The organism is Saprospiraceae bacterium (assembly GCA_026129545.1).
In the GTDB taxonomy this organism is placed as follows: Bacteria; Bacteroidota; Bacteroidia; order Chitinophagales; family Saprospiraceae; genus M3007.
In genome coordinates this window covers 98,855-123,721 of the sequence record JAHCHX010000005.1, presented here as the reverse complement: position 1 = coordinate 123,721, position 24,867 = coordinate 98,855, and the positions used below count along the sequence as shown (strand labels likewise).

Genomic DNA, 24,867 nt, shown 5'->3' with positions numbered 1-24,867 from the left:
CAGGTCAAAAACAAAAAAGGCCCCTACAGCAAGCTGCGGAGGCCCAAAAATTACAAAACAAAACAAACTATGGGAAAAATCTTAAATTTCGATGTTGAGACAGCAAAGGTAGGAAAATCAAATATCGTACCGGAAAACTTTTTTTTATTTTTTTGTCGAAAGCCGTCACTCTCGCAAAGCTTCGCGCGCAATAACCAATTTCTGAATCTCTGACGTGCCCTCTCCGATGGTGCAAAGTTTGGAATCCCGATAATACTTTTCTGCCGGAAAATCCTTTGTGTAGCCGTAGCCACCATGTATCTGTACACCTTCTGTACTGACTTCCACCGCTACTTCCGAAGCGTAGTATTTTGCCATGGCGGCTTGTTTGGTGTGTTTTTTTCCTTCATCTTTCAGCTGGCCTGCTTGGCGCGTCAGCAATTCCGCCGCCTCAATTTTTGTGGCCATATCTGCCAATTTGAAACTAATCGCTTGAAAATTGGAAATAGGCTGGCCGAACTGGTGGCGCTCCTTGGCATATTTGACAGAAGCCTCGTAAGCGCCTTTGGCGATGCCGAGCGAAAGTGCCGCGATGGAAATGCGCCCCCCGTCCAATATCTTCATGGACTGAATGAAGCCCTCGCCTTCTTGCCCAAGCACTTGACTTTTGTGTACTCGGCAGTTGTCGAAAATCATTTCCGCCGTCTCACTGGCGCGCATTCCGAGTTTGTTCTCTTTTTTCCCGGCAAGAAACCCCGGCGTGCCGCGCTCCACGACGAATGCCGTCATGCCGCGACTGTCGAGGAGCTCGCCGGTGCGAGCGATGACGACTGCGACGTGCCCGCTCTTGCCATGCGTTATCCACAATTTATTGCCATTCAGCACCCAGTAATCGCCATCGCGGGCGGCCGTGCATTGCATTCGCATGGCATCAGAGCCAGTATTGGGTTCGGTGAGCCCCCACGCGCCAATCCATTGGCCCGTGGCAAGTTTGGGCAGATACTTGTGTTTTTGCTCTTCGTTGCCGAACATGAGTATGTGGTTGGTGCAGAGCGAATTGTGCGCCGCCACGCTTAGTCCGATGGAGCCGCACACTTTGGCTATTTCCTCTATGATGGTGATGTAGGCCTGATAGTCGAGTCCGGCACCGCCATATTCCTCTGGCACCAACACGCCCAAGAATCCGTGTTCGCCCATTTGATGAAACATATCCATCGGGAAATGCTGGCTCTCGTCCCAGTCCATGACGTGTGGCCGGATATATGCCTCCGCGAAGTCTTTGGCACTTTGACGAATCAATTGAAGGTTGTCGGCGCTGATGGTTGCAGTCTGTCCCATAAATCTGATTTTACCTACGCGAGGGAGTGTTTTTGTGAAAAAGAAACCGATGGTGGTGACATCGGTCGGCAGTTCGGCGAATGAGAACCCAAAGGTACGCCGAAAGTTCAAGCCCGGCAGGGGAAGTTTCTACAAAACGTCTTGAAATGCCGATTTTCAACCCACTCCACGCGCTTATTGGTAAGTGCCGGCGAGATGCGCTTCTTCGGCAAAAACCGACTCTTGGTGCTGCGTGATGTCAAGCCCCATTGCCTCTTCTTCCTCCGTGACGCGCATGGGGGTGAAAAGAGAAACAAACCGATACAGTGCCAACGAGCCAAAAAACGTGAAGGCGCTCACAATGGCCAAGGCAAGCAGGTGGCTGAAAAACAAAGAGGTTTCTCCGGCAACAAGACCGCCCTCAGTGGCAAAAACGGCCGTGAGTATCATGCCAACAATGCCGCCTACGCCATGGCATGGAAATACGTCGAGCGTGTCATCCAAATCAGATTTTGTTTTCCGATGCACGGCATAGTTGCACACGATGGCGGCGACCACGCCGATGAAAATACTACTCCCAAAGCTCACGAACCCTGCTGCCGGAGTAATGGCCACCAAGCCTACCACTGCCGCCACACAGGCGCCCACAGCCGATGCTTTTTTGCCGCGTACGGTGTCGAACAGCATCCAAGCGAACATAGCCGAGGCAGAAGCCAAATTGGTGTTGATGAAAGCAAGCACGGCCAACGTGTTGGATTCCAAGGCGCTACCCGCGTTGAAACCAAACCAACCGAACCAAAGCAGCCCTGTGCCGAGCACCACATAAGGCACATTGACGGGCGTATGGGCCCTTTGCTCCAAATGCGACTTGCGGCGACCCAGAAAAATAGCGCCTGCCAAAGCCGCAAATCCCGCGGAGATATGGACCACCGTGCCACCCGCAAAATCAAGCACCCCCATCTTGAAAAACAAGCCATCGGGGTGCCAAGTCATGTGGGCAAGCGGGCAGTAAATAAGCAAGGAGAACAAACATATAAAAATGACATAACCCCAAAAACGAACCCGTTCGGCAAAAGAACCTGTGATGAGCGCCGGGGTGATGATGGCAAACTTCAGCTGAAAAGCGGCATACAACGCAAAGGGCAGCACTGTGCCCATGCGGTCGTGTGGTGCCAGCCCCACGTTGTCGAAAAAAAGGAAGGTCATCGGATTGCCGATGATGCCCCCTATGTCGTCGCCAAAAGCCAAGCTAAAGCCTACTACATACCACAACAGGCTGATGAGGCCCAGCGCGACAAAACTTTGCAGCATGGTGGAGATGATGCTCTTGGCGTTCACCATGCCGCCATAGAAGAACGACAGGCCCGGGGTCATTAGCAGGACAAGCCCTGCCGCCGAAAGCATGAATGCAATGTTGCTTGGTTCGAAGGTGCCTCCTTCTGGGTGGCGAGAGGGATAAAAAGCGGATATGGCCGATAGGGCGATGAAGACCAGAAAAATGAAAGAAGCCACATTGCGGCTGTTGTTCGTCAGTTTTTTTTGAAGTGCGGTCATAGGCTTTAATGTGCGACAGGTAGCATTAGGTTGTTGCGTTGTATTCTTCCAAAATTCGGATGACTTCTTCGTGTTTGCCACGAATGGCATCTGATAGCGGGGTGTTGCCCCAACGGTCTTTGGGGCTTGCTTGTGCGCGTTGGTTGAGCAAGTATCGAACCACTTTTGGGTGGCCTTCGGAAGCAGCCAAGTGGATAGCCGTGCGGCCGTCGTAATCGGCAGCATCCACGTCCACGCCTCTAGCTACCAACGACTGCACTTGGAAAAGGTCGCCTTCGCTCGCTGCCCAACACAGACTGATGACCCCGTCAATTTTCGTCTGAGCGCGATTGACACGAGGGTCTTTTTTCTGGTTCAAGCTGCCCGTGAGCGAGTCGAAATTGTGGAAGTTGAAGTTTTTGATCAATTGTTTGCAGAACTCGATGCCCCGCACGGAGTTGCCCAGCTGGTCGAGCGCAGGCGAATAGATGGCGATGCCCATCAAATTGGGCACTACAATCATCAAATCGCCAGAGACCCCGCTTTTGGCGGGCAGGCCGATGGTGAAGGCAAATTCGCCGGAGAAATCGTACATCCCGCAGCTCGACATGAGGCTCAGGCAATTTTTCACTGTGTCGGGTCGGAAAATGCGCTCCCCGGTGGTTGGGCACACGCCTGCGTTGGCCAATGTCGCCGCGGTTACCGCCAGTTGTTCGGAGTTGATTTCGATGGAGCAGCATTGGAAATAGAACTCCAGGGTTTGGTTCAGGTCTGTGTTTTCCGGGAAAGCTTTTTTCTCGCGCATGAAATAGCCCAATGCGAAGTTGCGGTCGGCCGTTTCGCGTTCGGAGAGATACACGGCATTGTTGAAGCGGGCGGGTGAGTTGCCTGCCAATTTCGACCACACATCCAGCACATAGTCAAAACGGTCGGCCATTTGAAAATGGGGCTTGATGAGCGAGCAGGCCATGATGGCACCGGCATTTATCATTGGGTTGTGTGGCAGCCCTTTGTCGTTGAGCACCAGGCCGTTGAAGCCGATGCCGGAAGGCTCGCGCCCGATGTGCCGATGCACTTTTTCTTCGCCATGCTCTTCAAGGGTGATGCAGTAGTTGATGGGTTTGCAGACGGATTGTACGCTGAAAAACTGCCGATAGTCACCCCAATGGAATTGCTGCCCGTCAATCGTGCAGATAGTCACGGCAAACAAATCGGGATTGACCCGGCCCAATTGGGGGATATAAGTTGCCACACTACCCTCCCGCAACTGCTTGACGGCCTCGCAAATTTCCCGGATTTCGCGGGAAAATTGTTTGAATTCTGGCACGATGAGGTCGCCGCGGATGGCACTCTGAATCAAACTGGCACCATCCCCGCCTTGCATGATTTTAAGAAAATCTGCAAATTCGAGTATAGTTTCGTCCAAATCTTCGTCGTCGCGGTCGAGGTAGGAGCCCAACACGCCTCTCAGCCGAAAGTCGTCCTTTTTTATGCCCATTTCCTGCAAGCGGCGAAAAAGCTGGTGCAAGGTGATGGAGCCTTTTTGTTCGGTATCCAAGGCGCGGAAAAGCTGTCTAAAATCCGCTTCGATTTCATGTTGGACAGTCCTAGAAGGGTTGCTGTTCATTTCATTTTCCGTTTGATGGGTAGCCGTCGGGCTTTCTGCTTTTTTTGACTTTTTTTCCATGGTATTGAATGTGCGAGTTGAAGGTTGCGCCCCGGCAGGCATAGGCTGCTCGGGGCGCATGGCTTGGTTGGCTCGGCCAAACTAAAAATTGAAAAGCATATCTTGATATTTGGGGAAAGGCCAGCGTTCGTCGTCCACCAGCAGTTCGAGCGCGTCCACGCAACGGCGGGTAGACTCCAGTGTCGGCTTGATATCTTTGCCGGCATATTGGAGAATGTGGGAGACATCGCCCTGATGGTGCAGTTGCGTCAGCTTTTCCTCTAAGGTGAAGGTGTTGGCCAACACACAGTTGACAGCCTCCAACAGTTTATTCAGGTTGTGTTGGGTGGTCAAGAGCGCATGGCTGCCATTGGCTTGGCTCATCTGGGCCAGCTGGTTGTTGGTGGCGGCGAGTTGTCCCAAGTAGGCGTTGGCGCCGGGTATGATGTTGGTGTTGCAAATATCTAGCATCATCCGGGCTTCCAATTCCATCACTTTGATGTATTCTTCGGCAAAAATCTCGTAGCGGGCTTCCAACTCGCGTTCGTTCAGCACATTTGTGCGCTCGAAAAGTTCCCTCGCGCCACTTTCCAAATAGGCTCCCAGTGCATCGGGGGCCGTTTTGTTGTTCGACAGGCCCCGGCGGGCAGCTTCGGCTTCCCATTCGGCGCTGTACCCATTGCCGTTGAAAATGATGCGCTCGTTTTCGCGCAACGTTTGTTGCAACACCTCCACCACGCTTTCCTCTACGGATTGGCCGCGTTGCGTTTTTTCATCCACCGCTTGCTTGAATTGGGCAAGTTGGTCGGCGACGGCGGCTTGCAGCACCGTGAGCGCCTGTGCACAGTTGGCCGAAGCGCCGACCGCCCGATATTCGAACTTGTTGCCCGTGAACGGGAATGGCGAGGTGCGGTTGCGGTCGGTGGAGTCGAGCTCTACCGTAGGCACGCTATACAAATCCAATTGAAGCACCGATTTGGCATTGACGGCCTCGTGCAACCCCTCTGTTTTGAAGCGTTCGAGCACTTTTTCGATGAACTCGCCCGTGTAGACCGAGATGATGGCCGGAGGTGCCTCATTGGCACCGAGGCGGTGGTCGTTGCCGGGTGTGGCGATGCTGGCGCGGATGAGCGATTCGAAGCGATTGACGGCAGCCACAATGTTGACGAAGAACGTGAGGAAGGAGAGGTTGTGGCCGGGGTCTTTGCCGGGTGAGAGCAGGTTATGTCCTTCGTAAGTGCTGAGGCTCCAGTTGTTGTGTTTGCCGTTGCCGTTGATGCCCGCAAAAGGTTTTTCGTGGAGCAACACGCGCAAGCCATGGCGGCTTGCCACGCGGCGCATGAGGTTCATCAGGAGCAAGTTGTGGTCAACGGCGTTGTTCACGTCCTCGAACATGGGCGCGCACTCGTATTGGCTAGGTGCCACCTCGTTGTGGCGGGTTACCACAGGGATGCCAAGGCGGTGCGCCTCTGTCTCAAAGTCAGCGATGAAGTTTTGCACCCGCTCTGGGATGGCGCCGAAGTAGTGGTCTTCGAGTTGTTGATTGCGGGCAGGTTTGTTGCCGAAGAGGGTGCGACCTGCCATTTTGAGGTCGGGGCGCTGGTGGTAGATGTCCTCTTCCACCACGAAATACTCTTGCTCCCAGCCAAGCGTGGCTTTCACGCCTTTCACATCGGGGTTGAACAATCGGGCCACTTCCGTGGCGGCGCGGTCGAGTTGGCGCAGGGAGCGCAGGAGCGGGGTTTTGTAGTCAAGTGCCTCACCTGTCCATGCGATGTAAATGCTGGGAATGTAGAGCGTCTTGCTCAGCTCTGTTTCGAGAATGAAAATAGTGGCAGTAGGGTCCCATACGGAATAGCCGCGCGCTTGAGCGGTGTTGCGCAGGCCTCCGCTGGGGAAGCTGGATGCATCCGGCTCCTTTTGCATCAGGTCGCTGCCGCTGAACGATTCGAGCGAGGGGTTGTGGCGGTCAAGCGCGGGTTTGAAAAAGGCATCGTGTTTTTCGGCGGTGTTGTTGTTGATGGGTTGTATCCAGTGTGTGTAGTGTTTTGCCCCGTTGTCGATAGCCCAGTTTTTCAGGCCTTCTGCAAAGGCATCTGCCAAATTGCGGTCAATGCTTTGGCTGGTGCGCAAAGCATTGTCAAACAGATGGAGCACATCTTCTGGCAGATATTTCTCCATGGCGGCGCGGTTGAAAGTGTTGCTGCCAAAATACTCTGACACGGGCGCGGAAAGCAAAGAAAGTTTGTCAAGTGGGTCGAGAAACTTGGAATCCTGATAAGCAGTGTTGTTCATTGCACTAAAACGTTTTTTAGATTGGTGATGAAAAAATTGGGTTGTCAATGCGTGATTGATTTTTTGGAGGGCAATCAAGTATACTTCGCGCCATCAAGTTTTGGGCATGACTAAAAGCGCAATCTGTTCAAAATCATGGACATCAATCATGTTCATCTGACAAATCCTAGCAAATCAAGGTATATATTTCCTCAAACAGCATGCTGCTCGAAGAGGCGAGATGTGCTGCAATTGCTAGTGCGGCACAATCAGTTAAATCTCACAAGAGGTTAGGTAGGAGGCTGATTATGGGGTGAAATGAAAGTGGGGAGAGCGAGAATCGGTTGTCAGAAAAGGCTTATCAAAAGCATAATGGGCACAGGGCAATTCCGTGCCATGTTGGGTTGTTTGATGTGAGTTTATCGAATATGTTCGTGCGAGCGCAATGTGGTGGTCATGGCCACAAAATGCCCAATAGTTTTGTGCAATTCGGTTTCCGCAGGAATGCCTTCTATATTGTTGAAGTTGACCATAGAGCACAATGCGCCGTCGGCAAAGCTTAATTCGACCGCTTCGTTGGAAGGTACTTGCCGTATGCTGATGCGCCTGAGCTGCGCAGCTAGCGAGCTAGCCTCTTTTTCTTCGCCTGCGATTTGCTCGAGGGTCTTTTGAAGTCGCTCGATGTAATTGCGCAGGTAGTGAAGCGCCGACAACGGCGCGTTTCTGAAGCTTTCCCATTCGACTTCGATTGGGATGTAATAGCCCAAGAGTTCGTGCAAGCGTTGGCCCAAGTCGGGAATCGTGGTTTGTCGGATGTGAAGTGCGAGTGTTTTTTCTTCGTGGTTCATGTCCATCGACTTTGTTTTGATGGGGCAAAGATGGAGGGCATATCATGCGGAAGGCAAGCAAAGGGGGTACGTCAACACTACTACACGCGCTTCACAACGCTACGTCAACAGCCAATTTTGATGTTTTTTTGCAAAAAAAGTACAATGGGCGGGGTATTGTGATGGTCACACCTTCATAATCCACGCTGACAAATCGCTGTCTGTTTCTAAATTGAGCTTGCGGCGCAGTCTGTATCGGTGAGTCTCCACGCCTCGCAGCGAGGTGTTGAGCAAAGAGGCAATTTCTTTGCTGGTGAGGTTCATGCGGAGGTAAGCGCAGTAGCGGAGGTCGTGGGCGGTGAGTTTGGGCTGAATCTCCAGAAGACGCTGGAAAAAGCCCGTATGTACGCCTTCGAATCGCTGTTTGAATTCCTCCCAGCGTTCGTCGTCGTTGATGTTGTTTTCCACGAGGCGAAGGATGGGGCGAAAGCGATGTTCGTCCTGCGGGTTGTCGCCGATGGCTTCGCGCAGTCGTTCGGCGATTCGGCGGAGCAATTCGTTTTTTTGCAGCAAGTGCACGGTCTGTCCCGCCAATTCGCGGCTTCGGAAAGCGAGTTCTTCGTTGAGTTGGGCTTCACGGGCTTGCTGTGCCTCCTCGTTGTTGCGAAACGTAGCCAAGGCTTTAGCCTGTTTAGCTTCATTCTGCTGGCTCGTCCGCGACCATTTCCAAAAAAGATAACTTCCCACACCCGTAATGATAGATAAAACAAGCACTCCCGTCGTCCATGCCCAACGCATTTCACGTTCCTCTGCCAGGTTTTTTTCCAGTTTGATTACTTTTTGCTCCTCATCATGTTTGGTCTGGATGCTTGCTATTTCCTCTTTTTGTTGTTGTTGCATCAGGCTGTCTTTCGTGCTCATGTAGTATTTGAGCCAGACAAAAGCTGAGTCTGGGCGATTTTGTGCCTCGAACATCTGGTAGAGCCGTTGGGAGGCCTCAGCCTCCATTTTCAGGTTTTGCAATTCCCGCGTGATTCTCAAGCCTTTGCGCAGCGTGTCCTCCGCCATGCGGTACAGTCGTTGCTGGGTCAGTGCCATGCCCAAGTTGTTGAGCGAATTGGCGTACCAGTTGGTGACCTGTGCCTTTCTCAGCTCGTCGCCCGCGCGTCGGAAATAGAACACCGCGTCCTCGTATTCCTTTCGGTCGAAATGAACGAGGCCGATGTTGTTGTAGCAGGAGCCGGCACCTCTCGCGTTTTTAAGTTGGATAAATAGTGCCAGCGCCTGATGGAAATAAATCATGGCGGAGTCGAGTCGGCCTCCTTTTCGGTGAATCATGCCGATGTTGGAGAGCAATGTGGCGCGGTCCATGGGGTCGGGTTGCAGCGGCAATGCGCGGAAAAACTGGCGAAGCGCCTCGTCGTGGTCTTCCATGTAAAAATACAACAGGCCGAGGTTGTTGATGGTCTTTCCTAGCCGGGTCGTGTTGCCGCCAGCCTCGGCTAAGTCAATGGCCCGAAAATACAATTTCAACGCTTCTGGATAGTTGCCCTGTCGCTGCGCTCCAATGGCCAAAAGGTTGAGCGCAAAAATTTTGCCTGCTTCGTGGTTGAGCGCCTCTGCTCGTTCTAGGCATTCGGTAGCGTGCAGCGCCGCGTTTTCAGGGTCAACGAATCCCTCTGCTGCTGCAATGTGGCAAAGGGCCATTATGTATGCTGTGTCGCGTGTTGAAAGATTGGCCAATACGTTGCGCAAACTGTCCAGCTTGTCTGCTTGGGCATTGAGCAACATAGGGGCCATCCATGCAAAAACAAGAAAGCCAAAGGCGCGAATCATTAGCAGGCGATTGATAGTGTTTGTCAATGAAATTTAGACTGCTTACATATTGGCGCAAGGAAGCGTGGCTCTAATGACAAAACCTGAAAAATGTTCGCAAGCATCACAAACTTAATATTTCGATTCACCGAGACTTGTCGGATATCCCTTATCGATATCCTGATTTTGAACAGATTGTGCTTTTAACCATGCTCGAAGCTTGGCCGCAAGGGGTATATGCTTCGCGCCGTTAGGTTTTGGGCATGGCTGCAATCGCAATCTGTTCAAAATCACGAACATCAATCATGTTCATCTAACAAATCCTAGCGAATCAAGGTATACCTCGTGCCGCCAAGTTTTCAGCATGGTTGGAAGGATGATATCACGTTTACTAAACTTCAAAAGTTTAGTAAACGTTACCCTAGACGATGCTGAAAACTTGGCGGCGCGAGGTGTATAATATGCAAAACCGCCTCCCAGCAAAAAGCCAAGAAGCGGTCTGTCTTCTACCATTTCAAGAGAAATGCCTTATGCCTTCCGCCACTTGATGGTGCAGCCCACCGCTTTTGTCTCTTTCACTTTCACTTCTGAGCCACCCCGCAGCGCGTCAATGGCATCCTCCAAATATCGCTCCTTCACTTCGGTAGGCTCTTCCGAGTTGTCGTCAATCGCGCCGATGTAGCGCACCACGCGGTCTTTGTCCAGCAGATAGACGTGTGGGGTGCGCGTGGCGCCATAAGCTTTGGCGATTTCCTGCGTCTCGTCGTAGAGATATGCGAATGGAAATCCTTTTTCTTTGGCACGCACCTTCATCTTGTCGTAGCTATCTTGCGGTTGCACGTCCTTGTCGTTCGGATTGATGGCCACCACCGGGTAGCCAAGTGGTGCGTATTTGTTGTGCAGCGCGATAATGCGGTCTTCATAAGCCTTGGCGTAGGGGCAGTGGTTGCAAGTGAAAATGACGATGTAGCCTTCCGCATTTTTGATGCCTGCCAGCGACACCATCTTGCCATCCACGTTTTTGAGGCTAAAATCGCGGGCCGTGTCGCCCACATGGTAGCCGCCCGGGTGGCTGCCAACAAACGACATGGCGACATAAGCCAAAGCAAAAGTGAGGAGGGAGAGTACTTTTTTCATGTTGCTTAAATTTTTTATGATGAAATTACTGAAATGACTTCAATGCCTCCCTAAAGCGCCTCTTTCACCGCCGTTTCCAATTCTGCGTAGGTCAACTTTTTTTCAAAAAACTGCGACACGTTTTTTTGCTTTGAAACAATCAGCGTGGCCGGAATCGCGCCCGACCAAGCTGTGTCCACCAAGTCAATATAGTTGTTCGGATTTGATTCGTCCATGAACACCACAGTGCTTTCCAATTTTCGCTTTTTCACAAAAGGCTTTACTTTCGGTTCCACATTTCGCTTGAAATCAGTGCTGATAAGGATGACTTTCACCTTCTTGTCGGCGTAGTTTTTATTCAATTTTTCAAAAGCGGGCAATTCTTCCACACACGGCGCACACCACGTCGCCCAGAAATTGAGCACATACAAGGTATCGGTGTCGGTATTTTTCCATGCGGTGATTTGCTCAGCCTTGATGAAGGGAATGTCTTGGGCGGAAAGGCTAAAGCCAAACGCACTAAGCAGCAAGAGTAAGAGAGACACGCGCATGAAAGAAGAGGTGTTGGAGGTGAAAGACATCGAAAGAAACGCCCTCTCACCACTATTGTTGACTTTTTCTCGACCTAACCCCGATTCACGGCGCTATTTTGCTGGAATAAGCAAACGTGTGGCGTTTGTAGCGGGCGGCGGCAAATTCGACGACTCACGCTGCTTGTAGGCATTTTTTACCCAATCCTGACCGCCATTCCGCACAACTACCCTAATCTTGCGCCCAAAATTGACCTTTCTTATGCGCCAAATTCTTTTTTCCAAGTCCCATTTTCCGGTTCTCCTGTTTTGCTGTTTGATTTCAACCCCTTGTTTTTCCCAAAACGAGCAACAAACAACGAGCAACAAACAACAAACAACGAGCAACAAACAACAAACAACGAACAACAAACAACAAACAACAAACAACGAGCAACAAGCAACAAGCAACAAACAACAAACAACGAACAACAAACAACAAGCAACAAACAACAAACAACAAACAACGAACAACAAACAACAAACAACAAACAACGAGCAACAAGCAACAAGCAACAAACAACAAACAACGAACAACAAACAACAAACAACAAACAACGAGCAACAAGCAACAAACAACAAACAACAAACAACGAGCAACAAACAACAAACAACAAACAACGAGCAACAAGCAATAAACAACAAACAACAAACAACAAACAACGAGCAACAAGCAACCCCAAAACCAGAAACCCACTTAAAAAACATCCGCCAACTCACCTTTGGCGGCGACAACGCGGAGGCTTATTGGAGTCCCGACGGTAAATGGCTTACCTTTCAAAGCAACTACACGGGCTGGGGGCTGGAATGCGACCAAATTTTCACTATGGAAGTGGGCAAAGCCGCGGGCGACAGCACTTACAAACCGACACTCATCAGCACCGGCAAAGGCCGCACCACATGCTCCTATTTCATGCCCGATGGCAAGCACATCCTGTTTGCCAGCACCCACACGGGAGGCCATGCCTGCCCACACACGCCCAACCTCCGCGAAGGCGGCAAGTACCTCTGGCCGATTTTCGACACCTACGACATTTTTGTGGCTGATATGCAAGGCAACATCGTGAAGCAGCTGACCAACACCCCCGGCTACGACGCGGAGGCCGTCGTCAGCCCGAAAGGCGACAAAATCCTCTTTACCAGCGACCGCTCCGGCGACCTCGAGCTCTGGACGATGGACATGGATGGCTCCAACCAAAAACAAATCACCTTCGACCTCGGCTACGACGGCGGTGCGTTTTTCTCGCCCGATGGCTCCAAAATCGTGTTCCGTGCCAGCCGACCCAAAACCGCCGAGGCCATCGCCGAATATCGAGACCTCCTGAAAAAGGGCCTCGTGGCCCCTGCCGACATGGAGATATTCACCTGCAACGTGGATGGCTCCAACTTGCGCCAAGTGACCCACTTGGGCAAAGCCAACTGGGCACCGTTCTTCCATCCCTCTGGCAAAAAAATCATTTTCAGCAGCAACCACCACTCTTCCCGGGGCTACGATTTTCAACTCTACATGATAAACGAAGATGGCACGGGGCTGGAGCAAATCACCCACGAGAGCATTTTCAACTCCTTCCCGATGTTCTCGCCCGACGGAAAAAAACTGGTCTTTTCCTCCAACCGCGACAATGGCGGCACACGCGACACGAATGTGTTCGTGGCAGATTGGGTGGATTGAAAACGGGGGGAATAGTCAGAGCAAACGTATCAAAATGGCACAAACCTCGGAGAGGTCAAATGTTGGTAGAATCTTTTGACACAATCCCGGCTGGATGCCCAAAAAACAAAAATGTCAAGTAGTGTGGTGGCGCCACTCTCTTACCGACATTTTTGCCAACAATATCTCAAAGTGAGAAATTAACACACGGATGCGCATTGGCTTGGAAGAACTGCCATAAATTTGTCTGTAGATGCTTTTGTTGCTGCATCCTCGTTTCGATTCCATACCTTGATTCGCTGAGATTTGTGAGATGGTTATGGTTGTTCTCCCTGATAATCATGCTCAAAACCCGGCGGCGCGAGGCGTAACACGCTCACCAACCGGATTTGGGAATGAACAACAATCGTTATACCTCGTGCCGCCAAGTTTTCAGCATGGTTGGAAGGATGATATCACGTTTACTAAACTTCAAAAGTTTAGTAAACGTTACCCTAGACGATGCTGAAAACTTGGCGGCGCGAGGTATACAAAACAAAAGAGGAACTCGCTCGCGAATTGGGAATGTCGCGTTCCACCCTCTATCGCCGCATAGCAAAGGCAAACATTCCCATATCCGGCGAATTGCTTAGCCCTTCTGAGCAGGAAATCCTTATCAGGACGATTGAAAGTCATCAAAAAAGGAGATACACAGCAAGACGCTTTAATGACCGTGCGCCTGATGAGACAAATTGATACAGATTGAAACAAATCGACACATTCACAGCCGGGGCGAAGCCGTTCGTAGTGCTGGTTTCCGCTTTTCTTCTCCACTTTGATTCGTTCGGCCAAATGAACAGATGGATTTTGAACCCGACTGAAATTGACTTCGGCGCTGGCACGGCCACCCCGCTCACATGGAGCGTGGGTTATCCGTACACGGTGGAGAACACCGCTTACGATGCGGACGGCAAGGTTTTGTTCTATATCCAGAACATGAATGTTTACGACGCGAACGGCACAGGCGTGGACCGCCTGCCCTCAGGGGTGTACACCTACCTCTTGGAAACGGAGGCCGGGCCGCTGTCCGGCAAATTTATCAAACAATAAGTCTCACCGGGCCGCCACGCCCGCGCAGGGGCGTGGCGGCCCGGTGAGACTTTCGTCTATGAGAAGCACGACCTTGCTCATCGGGTGCATTTTTGCGTTAGTGAAAACGCAGGGGCAAAATTTGGTGCTGAACCCGAGCTTTGAGGAGAAAAACGGGTGCCCGTACGCTGGAAACTGGAGTTTAGGGAGCATTGATTCGGCAAAATTCTGGACTCAGCCTCATCGTTCTTCCGATTATTTTTATCCCTGCGGCTGGAATACCACCCACAGCACTCCGCAAAATGCTATGGGCAATCAGCAGCCAAGAAGCGGCATTGCTTATGCAGGCATTTATGGTTACGAGTATGGTGATAATAAACCACCTGACGGGCGCGAGTATATTGAAGGGCAGTTATCTACTTCTTTATTAAAGGACTCTGTTTACAAAGTCGAATTTTTCGTGAGTCTTGCTGAAAAAGTATCTGACGGGGCATCCGATATGATAGGGGCATACTTGTCGAAAGAGCTGATAAAGTCTGATGTCATTCCGCCTGCTGTCCCGGGCGTTTTGCCCTTCCAGCCTCAGGTCAGCAGTTTGAAGGGATATGTGCTGGCAGACACCATCAACTGGATGCGAATATGCGGTTATTTTAATGCAGAAGGGGGAGAATCTTTTATCACTATCGGGAATTATTTGCCCAACAGCGAAATAACCTATTTGCATATAAAAAGTCAGTATGGGCCTCAATCCTACTATTATATTGACGATGTTTCCGTAGAGAAATCCCCCATCAACCCCTACCAATGGGTAGAGGATAAAACGGTCTGCGCGGCGGACTCCACCATCCACTACTCGGTGCCCACCTTGCTAAGCGATGTCCAGTGGAGCACGGGCGACACCGCGCACACCGTGTCCGTACAAGGCCCCGGCCCTACTGGGTGCGGGCGGCATTGGACGGGTGCTACTTCACCGACACCTTCCAAATAGAACACACGCCAGCCCCTGCCTTCGGCTTTGCCGACGACACGCTCATGCTCTGCCACTCGGCTTTGCCGCTCACCCTCGAAACGACCGACTGCTGCGCCGAGGTGCTGTGGAGCACGGGCGACACGACAAAAAGCACCAAAATAGAACAAGAAGGATTGGTATGGGTCAGTCAGCAAAACCTGTGCGGCATCCTAAGCGACTCTTTTTGGCTGCAAGTGGACTATCCGCTGTCAATAGACTTGGGCGCTGACACGGCCTTATGCGACACGACGCAGTTTGCCCGTCTGCTGCAAGGGCCGCATGGGCAGCCTAATTATCTTTGGAGCACAGGCGAAACCGCGTCGGCAGTCACGGTCACGCAGCCCGGCACCTACTGGCTCGAGGTGCGGAACGAATGTGGCGTGTTCACAGACACCATTGTTTTTAAAGACCTGCGCCAGGTGCGGCTTGCGGCAAGCCGCGACACGACCTTGTGCCTCACAGAGCCGGTGCCTCTTTTCGCCACGCCCGGCTTTGACACTTATCTGTGGAATACTGGTGACACGGGCGTGCAAGTTGTAGCGAGCGACTATGGCCGCTACACCGTGTCCGCCACAAACGATTGCGGCACACAGACCGATACGGTCTTCGTGACTGAAAGCAACTACCCAGCCATCCAACTGCCCACCGAGGTGGAAATCAGTTTGGGCGATTCCATTCAACTCAATCCATTTGTTGTGCATGACAAACCGTTGGTTTTTCAATGGTCGCCCACGACGGGTTTGGACTGCTCAAGTTGTGAAAGCCCTTTGGCATTTCCGTGGAAAACAACCGATTTTTTGCTGATTGCAGAAGACGGTCTGCGATGCCGGGAGGAGGCTGTGGTGCGGGTTAGCGTCGTTGACCGGAGGCGGATTTATATCCCCAACGTGTTCAAGCCCACCGGCGACGGGCCAAACGCCCTTTTAACCCTGTCGTTTGGCGGCGAGGTGGAGGAGGTCGTCTTGGCGGCGATTTACGACCGTTGGGGCGGGCTGGTCGTGTCGCGGCAAGGCCTTGCCGCGTCGGCGGAGACGGTGATTTGGGACGGCAAGTGGCGGGGTAAAGATGCGCAACCGGGTGTGTATGCGCTCGTGTTGACGGTGCGGCTGAAAAACGGCGAGATTGTTCGGGTAGCAAAAGATGAGACGCTCGTGCGATGACAATCATTTTTTTCATAATTAGTAGCCACTAAGTACCCGGACAGATTTATTTCACACAACGACACGGCGACACTGCGATTTTATTTTTCTGATAATCAATTCTTTGTGCCGTTGTGTCGTCGTGTGAAATGCTTGAATAATTTTGTCTCAGTACCTATCCTAAATCAATTCACAACATGAAACATCTTTTCACCATCTTGATAGCCATGATGCTATTCAGTGCTTGCAAAAAAGAAACACAAAAGCCAGAAGAAGAGGTGATTTATCTGGGCGACGCTATAGCAATGAAAAATGGAGAAACTTGGTCTGCTAAGACTTCAGGTAAATATTTCCATACGGACCCTTCAAAATTTAGCCTCCTTATCGAGAACTATACCGTTGATGGATATAGAAGAGGCAGCTTGTTTTTCAGGGGTATGCCTTTTGAAGAGGGCAAATTCTTTTTCAACATCCTCAACTATCAATCCCAAGCGGCGAACGACTCTGTCCAAACCAGCACTTTCCATACCATGCTTGATGATGGCGATGTGATAGGCGATTCATACCAATTGGTGCGCGATAGCGCGGCGTGGCTGACCGTACGCATCAAGGATGCAGGCATCAGCGACATCGAGGGGGAGTTTTCTGCTAAATTTGTGAAGTGGCTGTACATGGGCGAGGAATACGACCCCGCCTCGCCAGATACCATCATCTTTACCAACGGCACCTATCACGCGCGGGTGCAGAAATGAAGTAGCAAGTATTTCATTCACTCACCGCGGCACCGTCACATCCCCTGAATACACCTCCACCTTGCCGTCCACGCCCTGAACGGCGCCCTAACGCCCACCTCACAAATCCCTTTGCACAAAAGGTAACATTAGTCACAATCCCGCCACTTCCCGCCCTCTATCTTTGCGGGAAAACGCAGTGGTTTATGTCCTTTAAACGCAGAGATTTCCTCCGCAACACCCTCCTCACTGGCATCGGCGCAAGCCTGTCGCCTTTGGCAGTTGCCAACCCAATCGAGTCAATCGAATCAATCGGCCCAATCGAATCAATCGAAAAATCCGGCACCCTGACCCTGCTCCAAACCACCGACGTGCATTGTCAAATCCACCCGCACGACGAGATGTTTTGGGAAAACGAAAAAATGGTGTTCAGAAAAACGGCAGGCTATGCGCAACTCGCCACCATGCTCGACAAAATCAGGAAGGCGAACCCCAACACCTTCACCATTGACACGGGCGATATGTTCCAAGGCAGCGAACTGTCGGTGAAAACGCTCGGCAAAGCCTTTGTGCCGATTTTGAACACGCTCGGCTACGACCTCTATTTGCCCGGCAACTGGGAGGTGATTTACGGCAAAAAGCAAATGCAAACCCTGCTCGGCGGCCTCGACGCGCCGAAGGTTTGCGCCAATATGTATCACGACTTGGGTGAGGGCAAGAAGGGCGAACTCGTGTTCCCGCCCTACTACACTTGGTCGCGGTTGGGCGTGAAAATTGGCTTCATCGGACTCACCGACCACCTCGTGCCGCTTCGCCAGTCGCCGAATTATTCCAAAGGAATTATTTACACAAAACCTGAAGAAAGCCTCGCCCCGTGGGTGCGGGTGTTGCGCGAACAGGAGCAATGCGATTTCGTCATCGTGCTAGCACACATCGGGCTTTCGCAGCAAATAAATTTGGCCAACCTTCCTGAATGTGAGGGCGTTGACTACATTTTCGGCGGCGACACCCACGAGCGCGTGCGCGAGCCGATTCAGTGCAAATACGCCAAAGTCGTGGAGCCGGGCGCGTTTGGCTCCTTCGTCGGCAGGCTTGATTTGGAGGTGAAAGACGGCAAAATCGTCGGCGAGAAATACGAACTCTTGGAAGTGGACGCGAAAAAACACAAGCCCAGGGCGGCGGTTCAAAAACTCATTGACAACCTCGAAGCGCCCTTCGTGGCCGACATCAACAAAGTGCACGGGTACAGCACCGTGCCGCTATATCGCTACTTCGTCATCGAAAACACGATTGACACCATGATTCTCGATGCGCTCGACTGGCGCGTGGACACGGACATTGTGTTGTCCAACGGTTTTCGTTTTTGCCCGCCGCGCAATGTGGGGGCTGATGGTCTCGCACCGATTACGGAAGGCTACATTTTCGATATGCTGCCGGTGGATTCATACATCCGTACCGCAAAGGTGACGGGGCAGCAGCTTTTCGATTGGTTGGAAAAAGAATTGAACAACGTGTTTGCCAAAGATGCCTCCAAACGTTTCGGCGGCTGGGTGGTGAAATTCAAGGGCATGGAGGTCGAATTTCTGGCCTTTGGCGAACCCGGCAAGCGGGTGCAAAAAGTCACCGTCGGTGGTCAACCGCTCGATTTGCAGCGCACTTACACCGTCTGCGCCTGCGAGCGCGACGGCGACCCCGACACGGTGCTTTGCCGCATCCCGAACGTGAAAGAAGGCAAAAACACGCCCTACACCCTGCACCAAACGATGCGCGACTATCTGGCGGCCAACTCGCCCGTGGCTCCCGCGCCGCGCGGCTACGCGAAGGCACTGGATGCTCCGGCGACGTTGCTGACGCAGGTGACTGGGGTAGCGTACACTTTTCGATAAACCATGCTTAAAAACATCGACAATGAAGCATTTATTTGCAATAGCGATACATTTGAGTTGGGCCGTAAGCGGTCTTTTTGGGCAATCTTCGCCCAATTTTAAAGTCATTTTGGAAGAGCTTCCGATTCCCAATTTGCCTGGCCTACAAGCATACGTCATCGGCGAATCCGAGGGTATATGGCTCGTCATCGGGGGGCGGAAAGACGGCTTGCACCGCCGCCAGCCTTTCGCCGCATTCGATGCGGCAGGCATGAACAACAATGTGTACGTGCTCGACCCGGTTTCACAAAACGTGTGGTCGAAGCCGCTCAACACGCTGCCCATCTCGATGGTGGAGCAATTGCAATCCACGAACATGGAGTTCCGGCAGGTGGGCAACACGCTTTACATTGTGGGCGGCTACGGCTATTCCAACACCGCCGGCGACCACATCACTTACCCTTATTTGACTGCGGTGAATGTGCCGGGCGTTATCGAGGCTGTCATAAATAACCAGCCATTGATACCTCATTTTCGCCAACTTCAGGACGCGCGCGTACAAGTGACCGGCGGCTATCTCGATGCGCTCGACGACTATTTTTATCTCGCCGGAGGGCAAAAATTCATAGGCCGCTATAATCCCATGGGGCCAAATCATGGCCCCGGATTTATTCAGGAGTACACCAACGAAGTCCGCCGCTTCAAAATCGCGGACGACGGCATCACGCTCGCTTTGACGAATTATGAAGCATGGAAAGACACCCAAAACCTGCATCGCCGCGACTACAATATGGCGCCGCAGATTTTTCCTGATGGCACATACGGCTTCACGATGTTTTCAGGCGTTTTCCGCTACGACCAAGACCTGCCGTGGCTCAACACGGTGGATGTGGCCAGCACAGGATTTTCGGTGAACAACTCCTTCAACCAACACTTGAACCAGTACCACACGGCGCATCTTCCGATTTACAGCGCCGCTGAAAATCAGATGCACACGATTTTTTTCGGCGGCATCAGCCAATTTTATGTGGACGACGTGACGGGTTTTTTAATCGAAGACCCGAATGTGCCGTTCGTAAAAACCATCAGCATGGTGACGCGCTTTGCCGACGGCCAAATGGCGGAAGTGAAAATCGGTGAAATGCCCTACCTGACGGGCGCGAGTGCCGAATTTATCCCTCGCTCCGACGCGCCGCGCTACGAAAACGGTGTGATTCGGCTCGACGACCTCGACTCCGACACCACATTCGTCGGCTACATTCTGGGCGGCATTCAGAGCAGTCAGCCAAACATTTTTTTCATCAATACCGGCGCGGAAAGCGTGGCCGCCAACCGGCTGTTTAAGGTGTTTTTTGTTCAAAGTGCCGCAAGCGCCACAAAGTTCGTGGAGCAAAATCCCTTGCACGTCTCAGCCATCCCAAATCCATTCCGCAACGAGGTGCAGATTTCTTTTGAAACGACATCCAGACAACAAATCGGCATTCAGATATTCGATGCCAGTGGTAAAAGAGTGTTGAAAATGTCCGAACAAGAATATCAGGCTGGAAAACATCAAGTGCCCGTCACTCTAAAATGGTTTCCAAAGGGAACATACAACATTGTACTTAGCGAACAAAGCAAAATCATCGCCAACTGTCAAATCATCAAACAATAAATTCGAAGCATGAAAACTTCATTTCAAGACCTCATTTCATCTGAAACACCCACAGTCATTGACTTCTTCGCCACTTGGTGCGGCCCTTGCCGCATGGTGACGCCTATTTTGGAAGACCTAAAGGCCGACATGGGCGAGCAGGTGCGCGTGTATAAAATTGACGTGGACCAAAATCCCGGGTTGGCGGCTCAATACAATGTGCGAAGCGTGCCGACACTCATGATTTTCAAAAATGGAAAATTGCAATGGCGGCAGGCGGGTGTGCAAAGCAAAGCGACCTTGAAAAATGCGATTGCTTCTATCCAACAGTGACATGAAGGCGCTCAACGACTGGAAACTCATACTCATCGCCTGTCTCACGCTTGGCTTGGCGCCTTTCGTGCCTGAGCCGCACATCTGGGGCAAGCTCCGTTGGGTAGCCGGTGGCGCTATCGGCATGAAGCCAATGGACTGGCTCGATTTGGCTTTTCACGGGTTGCCGTGGTTGCTCCTGATTCGGCTGCTTGTCATAAAAATTGTAAGAAGATGAACCACGAACAACACACCATCGAACAACTCCGCCGCAGCCTCAACCTCTCAGTGACGCTGAACGTGCTCATGGCGCTCGTCATGTTTCTGGGCATCGTCGTCAGCCTGACCGACAGTTGGCCCAAGTGGGAGCCAGAAAACTGGTTCAAAAGCAAAGGCGCTCCCTCGCCGTATTCCGTTGAAAATCACGAAACGCCCGACAGCATGACCCTCGCCGTCGCCCGAAAACTCACCCTCTGGCAAGGCAAAAACGCCGACTACGCCCCTGCCAACGACACAGGCGACCTCATCCGCTATGGCCGCGACCTCATCGCCAACACCGCCGCCTACCTCGGGCCAAAAGGCAGTGTGGCGCATATCACCAATGGCATGAACTGTCAGAATTGCCACCTCGACGCGGGCACACGCCCCTGGGGCAACAACTACGGCGCGGTGGCCTCCACTTACCCCAAATTCCGCGAGCGCAGCGGTACGGAGGAAGACCTCTACAAACGGGTGAGCGACTGCATGGAGCGCAGCTTGAATGGGAAAACCCTGCCGCCCGACAGCCGCGAAATGCAAGCGATGATGCAGTATATCAACTGGTTGGGCCGCGATGTCCCAAAGAATGAGGTGCCGAACGGCACTGGCATCGTCGCCTTGCCATTCCTCACGCGCGCCGCCGACCCCGCCAAAGGCAAGGAAATTTACGCCGCCAAATGTGCCAGTTGCCACGCTCCCGACGGGCAGGGACTGCTCTCCCCCGACGGCAAAACCTACGCCTACCCGCCGCTGTGGGGAGCGCACAGCTACAACATCGGCGCGGGGCTGTACCGACTGTCGCGCTTCGCGGGCTACGTGAAACACAATATGCCCTTCGGGGTCACATATCAAAACCCGCAACTCAGCGACGAAGAATGTTGGGACGTGGCGGCCTTCGTCAATTCGCAGCCGCGCCCCGGCATGGATATTTCCGCCGACTGGCCGAATTTGCTCGGCAAACCCGTTGACCACCCCTTCGGCCCCTTCGCCGACGGTTTTTCGGAAAAACAGCATAAGTTTGGGCCGTTTCAGCCAATTAAGGATAAAATTGCGGCGTTGAAGCAAGCAAAATAGCCGCTTCTCGTGCTATGTACTTCAACTTTTTTCAAACCATGAACAACTTGACAAAATACCTGCTCGCTGCCAGCGCCGTCGTTGCGCTGTTTCACTTCTTATCCTTTTCCCCAAAAAACACAACCGTGCCGGAAAAGCGGCAGCATCGCATCGTGTTCCAGCTCACCACGCCCGACACGGCTGCCTACCGCGCCCTCACGCGGCAGTTGAACAACGTGCTCGCCCATTGGCCGGGCGCTCAGCTCGAAGTAGTGGCACACAACAAAGGCATCGGGATGCTGCTCAAAGAAAAGACCAACGTGCAGCCCGAAATCACCGCCCTGAAAAACAAGGGCATCCAATTCATCGCTTGCGAGAATACCTTGAAACAGCAGAACTTGGAAAAGTCGCAAATCGTGGCAGAGGCAGATTTTGTGCCGGTAGGCATCGCGGCCATCGTGGAGCGGCAGGAAGATGGTTGGTCATATATCAAGGCGGGTTTCTAATTTTGTTCGAGCCAAACCATCTATATACTCTCCGTCATTCTACTCGAATATGCTTGCCGACCCATCCTTGTTGCGCCGCCTCGCCGCCGAAAACGAAGTCAAAGTCCTGCCGCCCGGCCAAGTGTTGCTCGATTTTCACAAATATATTCGCAACATACCCGTCGTGCTGCGCGGCCATGTGAAAGTAGTGGGCGAAGACGACGACGGCAACGAAATCCTGCTTTACTATCTCAAACCCGGCGAGAGCTGCGTCATGTCCATCCTCGGCGCGTTGAACAGCAGCGCCTCCAAGGTCCGCGCCGTGACGGTGGACGAGACGGAAATCATCTTCATTCGCCCCGAACGCGCCGCCGCCCTCATCCGCGAATCGCCCGCCTGGGCCGAATACATTTTCAAACTCTATCAAACCCGCTATGAAGAGTTGTTGGAGGCCGTCACGAAGGTCAATTTCAAAAAATTGGACGACCGCATCATGGACTTGCTGGAGGAAAGGGCCAAGCTGTTCGAGACTCGCCTGCTCACCGTGACCCACCAAGAAATCGCCGACGAAATCGGCAGCCCGCGCGAAGCCATATCAAGAGTGCTGAAAAAATTGGAGCGGGCAGGGGCTGTGCGACTTTTTAGGGGGAAAATAGAGCTTGTGTAGCAAGTGTTACAAAGATGGCCTGCCTCTGCGACGCAACTTTGCCGTATCAAAAACAAACCGTCAACCGCTAAATGCAGCGCACGGCACCCAAGTGGGTCAAATTCCTTTTCGTTTGCTTCTTATGCCTGCTGTTGGCGAGCCTTGTCGGTTTGTTGGCGCATTTTTTTTCACACTGACAAACTTTATTGGCCATGAAAAAGAACATGGGTTCGCTCGACAAAACCATCCGTCTCATAGCGGCAGCACTATTCGCTGTGCTGTTTTTCACCAATGTTGTCGGCGGCATGGTGGGCTATGTGCTACTGGCGCTCGGCGGCATCTTCGTGCTGACCAGTCTGGTAGGCTTTTGCCCTATTTACGCGATAGCAGGTCTGAATACCTGTCCGGCAAGCGAGCGCCAATAATGCTAACCTTTTTTTCTTCCCAAATAAATTAACATGGAATTGCTGGGTTATGTCGCTTCTGCGATTATTGGAGTTTCGCTGGGGCTGATTGGTGGCGGGGGGTCTATCCTTACCGTCCCTGTATTGGTATATCTGATGGGGGTGGAGCCAGTGGTGGCCACCGCCTATTCGCTGTTCATTGTTGGCTCCACTGCATTGGTAGGAGCTGTGCCCAAATGGCGCAATGGCGTGGTGAACGTAAAAACCGCCATTATTTTTGGCATCCCCTCCATCGCTGCCGTTTATGCCACGCGGGCTTGGTTGGTGCCGCTCATTCCGCAAGAGGTCTTCACAGTAGGTGGTTTCGTAGTGACGAAGTCTATTCTGCTGATGCTGTTGTTTGCGGTGCTTATGGTAGCCGCTTCTATTTCGATGATTCACAGCAAAAACGGCGAGACGGACGAACCAGACAGCACCAACGGACTTCATTTCAATTATCCCCTCATCCTGCTCGAAGGCGTGGTGGTGGGTATGCTCACAGGCTTGGTCGGTGCGGGAGGTGGTTTTCTCATCATCCCGGCACTGGTATTGCTGGCCAAACTACCGATGAAAGAGGCGGTCGGCACCTCGTTGCTCATCATCGGGATGAAGTCGCTGTTGGGCTTCACGGGCGACTTGGGGCATTACTCGATGGACTGGATGTTGCTGCTCACGGTGACGGGCTTGGCCATCGCAGGCATTTTTGTAGGCAACGCCATGAGCAAGCGCGTCTCTGCCAAAAAACTCAAAATAGGTTTCGGCTGGTTTGTGTTGATGATGGGCATATACATCATCGTGAAAGAGATTTTTATTCCCTGAACAAAAAAACCAAACCAATCCTTTCTGGGCGTGTTGCTTGATAAAAAGCTATTTTTGCACCAAACAAAGGAAAAATCTATGAAGAAGTTGAATGCCATCGGCCTCGATGTGGCGAAATCCGCAAATCTGGCAGAAAAACTAAGCGTGCTGCTGGCCAACTATTCCATTTTCTACCAAAACACGAGAGGCTATCACTGGAACATCCGGGGCGAGAAGTTTTTTGAGCTGCACTTGAAGTTTGAAGAGCTTTACAATGATTTGTTGCTCAAGATTGACGAAGTGGCAGAACGCATCCTGACACTGGGCCACTCGCCCAATCACCGCTATTCCGACTACAAAAGCATCTCGCTCATCAAGGAGAGCAGCCAAGTGTCGGACGGCACCAAAGCCGTGGAGGATATCATCAACTCATTTCAGGTCATCATCACCTTGCAGCGCGAGTTGCTCCAGCTCTCCGCAGATGCCGGCGACGAAGGCACCAATGCCTTGATGAGCGATTACATTCGCGCACAGGAAAAAATGGTGTGGATGTACTCGGCCTTCCTCAGCAAAAAATAGGCCCCGCAGACGCGCGTTTTTTCAAAATCATCCCCCATTGTAACACCTGTCACCGAAGTCGCTCCCTTGCAGGATTTACCTTTGTGGCATCATTCGCAATT

The 24,867-nt window shown here is 52.1% G+C and carries 24 protein-coding genes; 16 read left to right on the top strand and 8 right to left on the bottom strand.

Features of this window, described 5'->3' with window-relative positions:
- Positions 1–165 precede the first annotated feature (165 nt).
- The 8 genes from KIS77_21870 to KIS77_21835 all read right to left on the bottom strand — a co-directional run bounded on the left by KIS77_21870 (position 166) and on the right by KIS77_21835 (position 11,078).
- Positions 166–1,317, bottom strand: a complete 1,152-nt coding sequence (locus tag KIS77_21870) for an acyl-CoA dehydrogenase family protein (GenBank protein MCW5924984.1) — start codon at positions 1,315–1,317, stop codon at positions 166–168.
- Between the two features lie 174 nt (positions 1,318–1,491).
- On the bottom strand, positions 1,492–2,850 hold the full coding sequence (locus KIS77_21865; protein ID MCW5924983.1) for an ammonium transporter: 1,359 nt from the start codon (positions 2,848–2,850) through the stop codon (positions 1,492–1,494).
- Positions 2,851–2,875: 25 nt separating this feature from the next.
- Entirely contained in the window at positions 2,876–4,516 is a 1,641-nt protein-coding gene (glsA, locus tag KIS77_21860; protein ID MCW5924982.1) for a glutaminase A, read from the bottom strand.
- 81 nt (positions 4,517–4,597) lie between these two features.
- Positions 4,598–6,790, bottom strand: a complete 2,193-nt coding sequence (locus KIS77_21855; protein ID MCW5924981.1) for a glutamine synthetase III — start codon at positions 6,788–6,790, stop codon at positions 4,598–4,600.
- Between the two features lie 398 nt (positions 6,791–7,188).
- Complete coding sequence (locus KIS77_21850; protein MCW5924980.1) at positions 7,189–7,617, bottom strand: hypothetical protein; 429 nt, start codon at positions 7,615–7,617, stop codon at positions 7,189–7,191.
- A gap of 165 nt (positions 7,618–7,782) precedes the next feature.
- On the bottom strand, positions 7,783–9,432 hold the full coding sequence (locus KIS77_21845) for a tetratricopeptide repeat protein (GenBank protein MCW5924979.1): 1,650 nt from the start codon (positions 9,430–9,432) through the stop codon (positions 7,783–7,785).
- Positions 9,433–9,939: 507 nt separating this feature from the next.
- Complete coding sequence (locus KIS77_21840) at positions 9,940–10,548, bottom strand: thioredoxin family protein (GenBank protein MCW5924978.1); 609 nt, start codon at positions 10,546–10,548, stop codon at positions 9,940–9,942.
- A gap of 50 nt (positions 10,549–10,598) precedes the next feature.
- On the bottom strand, positions 10,599–11,078 hold the full coding sequence (locus KIS77_21835) for a TlpA family protein disulfide reductase (protein MCW5924977.1): 480 nt from the start codon (positions 11,076–11,078) through the stop codon (positions 10,599–10,601).
- 241 nt (positions 11,079–11,319) lie between these two features.
- Between KIS77_21835 and KIS77_21830 the strand changes: the two genes are divergently transcribed.
- The 16 genes from KIS77_21830 to KIS77_21755 all read left to right on the top strand — a co-directional run bounded on the left by KIS77_21830 (position 11,320) and on the right by KIS77_21755 (position 24,766).
- On the top strand, positions 11,320–12,768 hold the full coding sequence (locus KIS77_21830; GenBank protein MCW5924976.1) for a PD40 domain-containing protein: 1,449 nt from the start codon (positions 11,320–11,322) through the stop codon (positions 12,766–12,768).
- Between the two features lie 480 nt (positions 12,769–13,248).
- Positions 13,249–13,482 (top strand): hypothetical protein, encoded by a 234-nt coding sequence (locus KIS77_21825; GenBank protein MCW5924975.1) that lies wholly within the window; start codon positions 13,249–13,251, stop codon positions 13,480–13,482.
- Positions 13,483–13,488: 6 nt separating this feature from the next.
- Positions 13,489–13,836 carry a T9SS type A sorting domain-containing protein gene (locus KIS77_21820; GenBank protein MCW5924974.1) on the top strand — a complete coding sequence of 116 codons (348 nt, stop codon included), beginning with the start codon at positions 13,489–13,491 and terminating at the stop codon, positions 13,834–13,836.
- 58 nt (positions 13,837–13,894) lie between these two features.
- The gene (locus KIS77_21815) at positions 13,895–14,803 is read left to right on the top strand and encodes a hypothetical protein (GenBank protein ID MCW5924973.1); all 909 of its coding nucleotides are present in this window, start codon (positions 13,895–13,897) and stop codon (positions 14,801–14,803) included.
- Positions 14,755–15,984: a gliding motility-associated C-terminal domain-containing protein gene (locus KIS77_21810; protein ID MCW5924972.1), complete on the top strand. Its 1,230-nt coding sequence runs from the start codon at positions 14,755–14,757 to the stop codon at positions 15,982–15,984. The genes KIS77_21815 and KIS77_21810 overlap by 49 nt, the downstream gene beginning before the upstream one ends.
- 176 nt (positions 15,985–16,160) lie before the next feature.
- Positions 16,161–16,715 (top strand): hypothetical protein, encoded by a 555-nt coding sequence (locus tag KIS77_21805; protein ID MCW5924971.1) that lies wholly within the window; start codon positions 16,161–16,163, stop codon positions 16,713–16,715.
- Between the two features lie 185 nt (positions 16,716–16,900).
- Positions 16,901–18,580, top strand: a complete 1,680-nt coding sequence (locus KIS77_21800; protein ID MCW5924970.1) for a bifunctional metallophosphatase/5'-nucleotidase — start codon at positions 16,901–16,903, stop codon at positions 18,578–18,580.
- A 22-nt stretch (positions 18,581–18,602) separates the two neighbouring features.
- Positions 18,603–20,213, top strand: coding sequence for a T9SS type A sorting domain-containing protein (locus tag KIS77_21795; GenBank protein ID MCW5924969.1), 1,611 nt, complete (start codon positions 18,603–18,605; stop codon positions 20,211–20,213).
- A gap of 9 nt (positions 20,214–20,222) precedes the next feature.
- Positions 20,223–20,525 (top strand): thioredoxin, encoded by a 303-nt coding sequence (trxA, locus tag KIS77_21790; protein ID MCW5924968.1) that lies wholly within the window; start codon positions 20,223–20,225, stop codon positions 20,523–20,525.
- Between the two features lies 1 nt (position 20,526).
- On the top strand, positions 20,527–20,742 hold the full coding sequence (locus KIS77_21785) for a hypothetical protein (GenBank protein ID MCW5924967.1): 216 nt from the start codon (positions 20,527–20,529) through the stop codon (positions 20,740–20,742).
- Between the two features lie 68 nt (positions 20,743–20,810).
- Positions 20,811–21,836: a c-type cytochrome gene (locus KIS77_21780; protein MCW5924966.1), complete on the top strand. Its 1,026-nt coding sequence runs from the start codon at positions 20,811–20,813 to the stop codon at positions 21,834–21,836.
- A 38-nt stretch (positions 21,837–21,874) separates the two neighbouring features.
- Positions 21,875–22,321 (top strand): DsrE family protein, encoded by a 447-nt coding sequence (locus KIS77_21775; protein MCW5924965.1) that lies wholly within the window; start codon positions 21,875–21,877, stop codon positions 22,319–22,321.
- Between the two features lie 49 nt (positions 22,322–22,370).
- On the top strand, positions 22,371–22,967 hold the full coding sequence (locus tag KIS77_21770; GenBank protein ID MCW5924964.1) for a Crp/Fnr family transcriptional regulator: 597 nt from the start codon (positions 22,371–22,373) through the stop codon (positions 22,965–22,967).
- A gap of 191 nt (positions 22,968–23,158) precedes the next feature.
- A complete protein-coding gene (locus KIS77_21765; GenBank protein MCW5924963.1) occupies positions 23,159–23,371 on the top strand; it encodes a DUF2892 domain-containing protein in 213 nt (70 codons plus the stop codon).
- 33 nt (positions 23,372–23,404) lie between these two features.
- Positions 23,405–24,208 (top strand): sulfite exporter TauE/SafE family protein, encoded by an 804-nt coding sequence (locus KIS77_21760; protein MCW5924962.1) that lies wholly within the window; start codon positions 23,405–23,407, stop codon positions 24,206–24,208.
- 78 nt (positions 24,209–24,286) lie between these two features.
- Positions 24,287–24,766, top strand: a complete 480-nt coding sequence (locus KIS77_21755) for a DNA starvation/stationary phase protection protein (GenBank protein MCW5924961.1) — start codon at positions 24,287–24,289, stop codon at positions 24,764–24,766.
- Positions 24,767–24,867 lie beyond the last annotated feature (101 nt).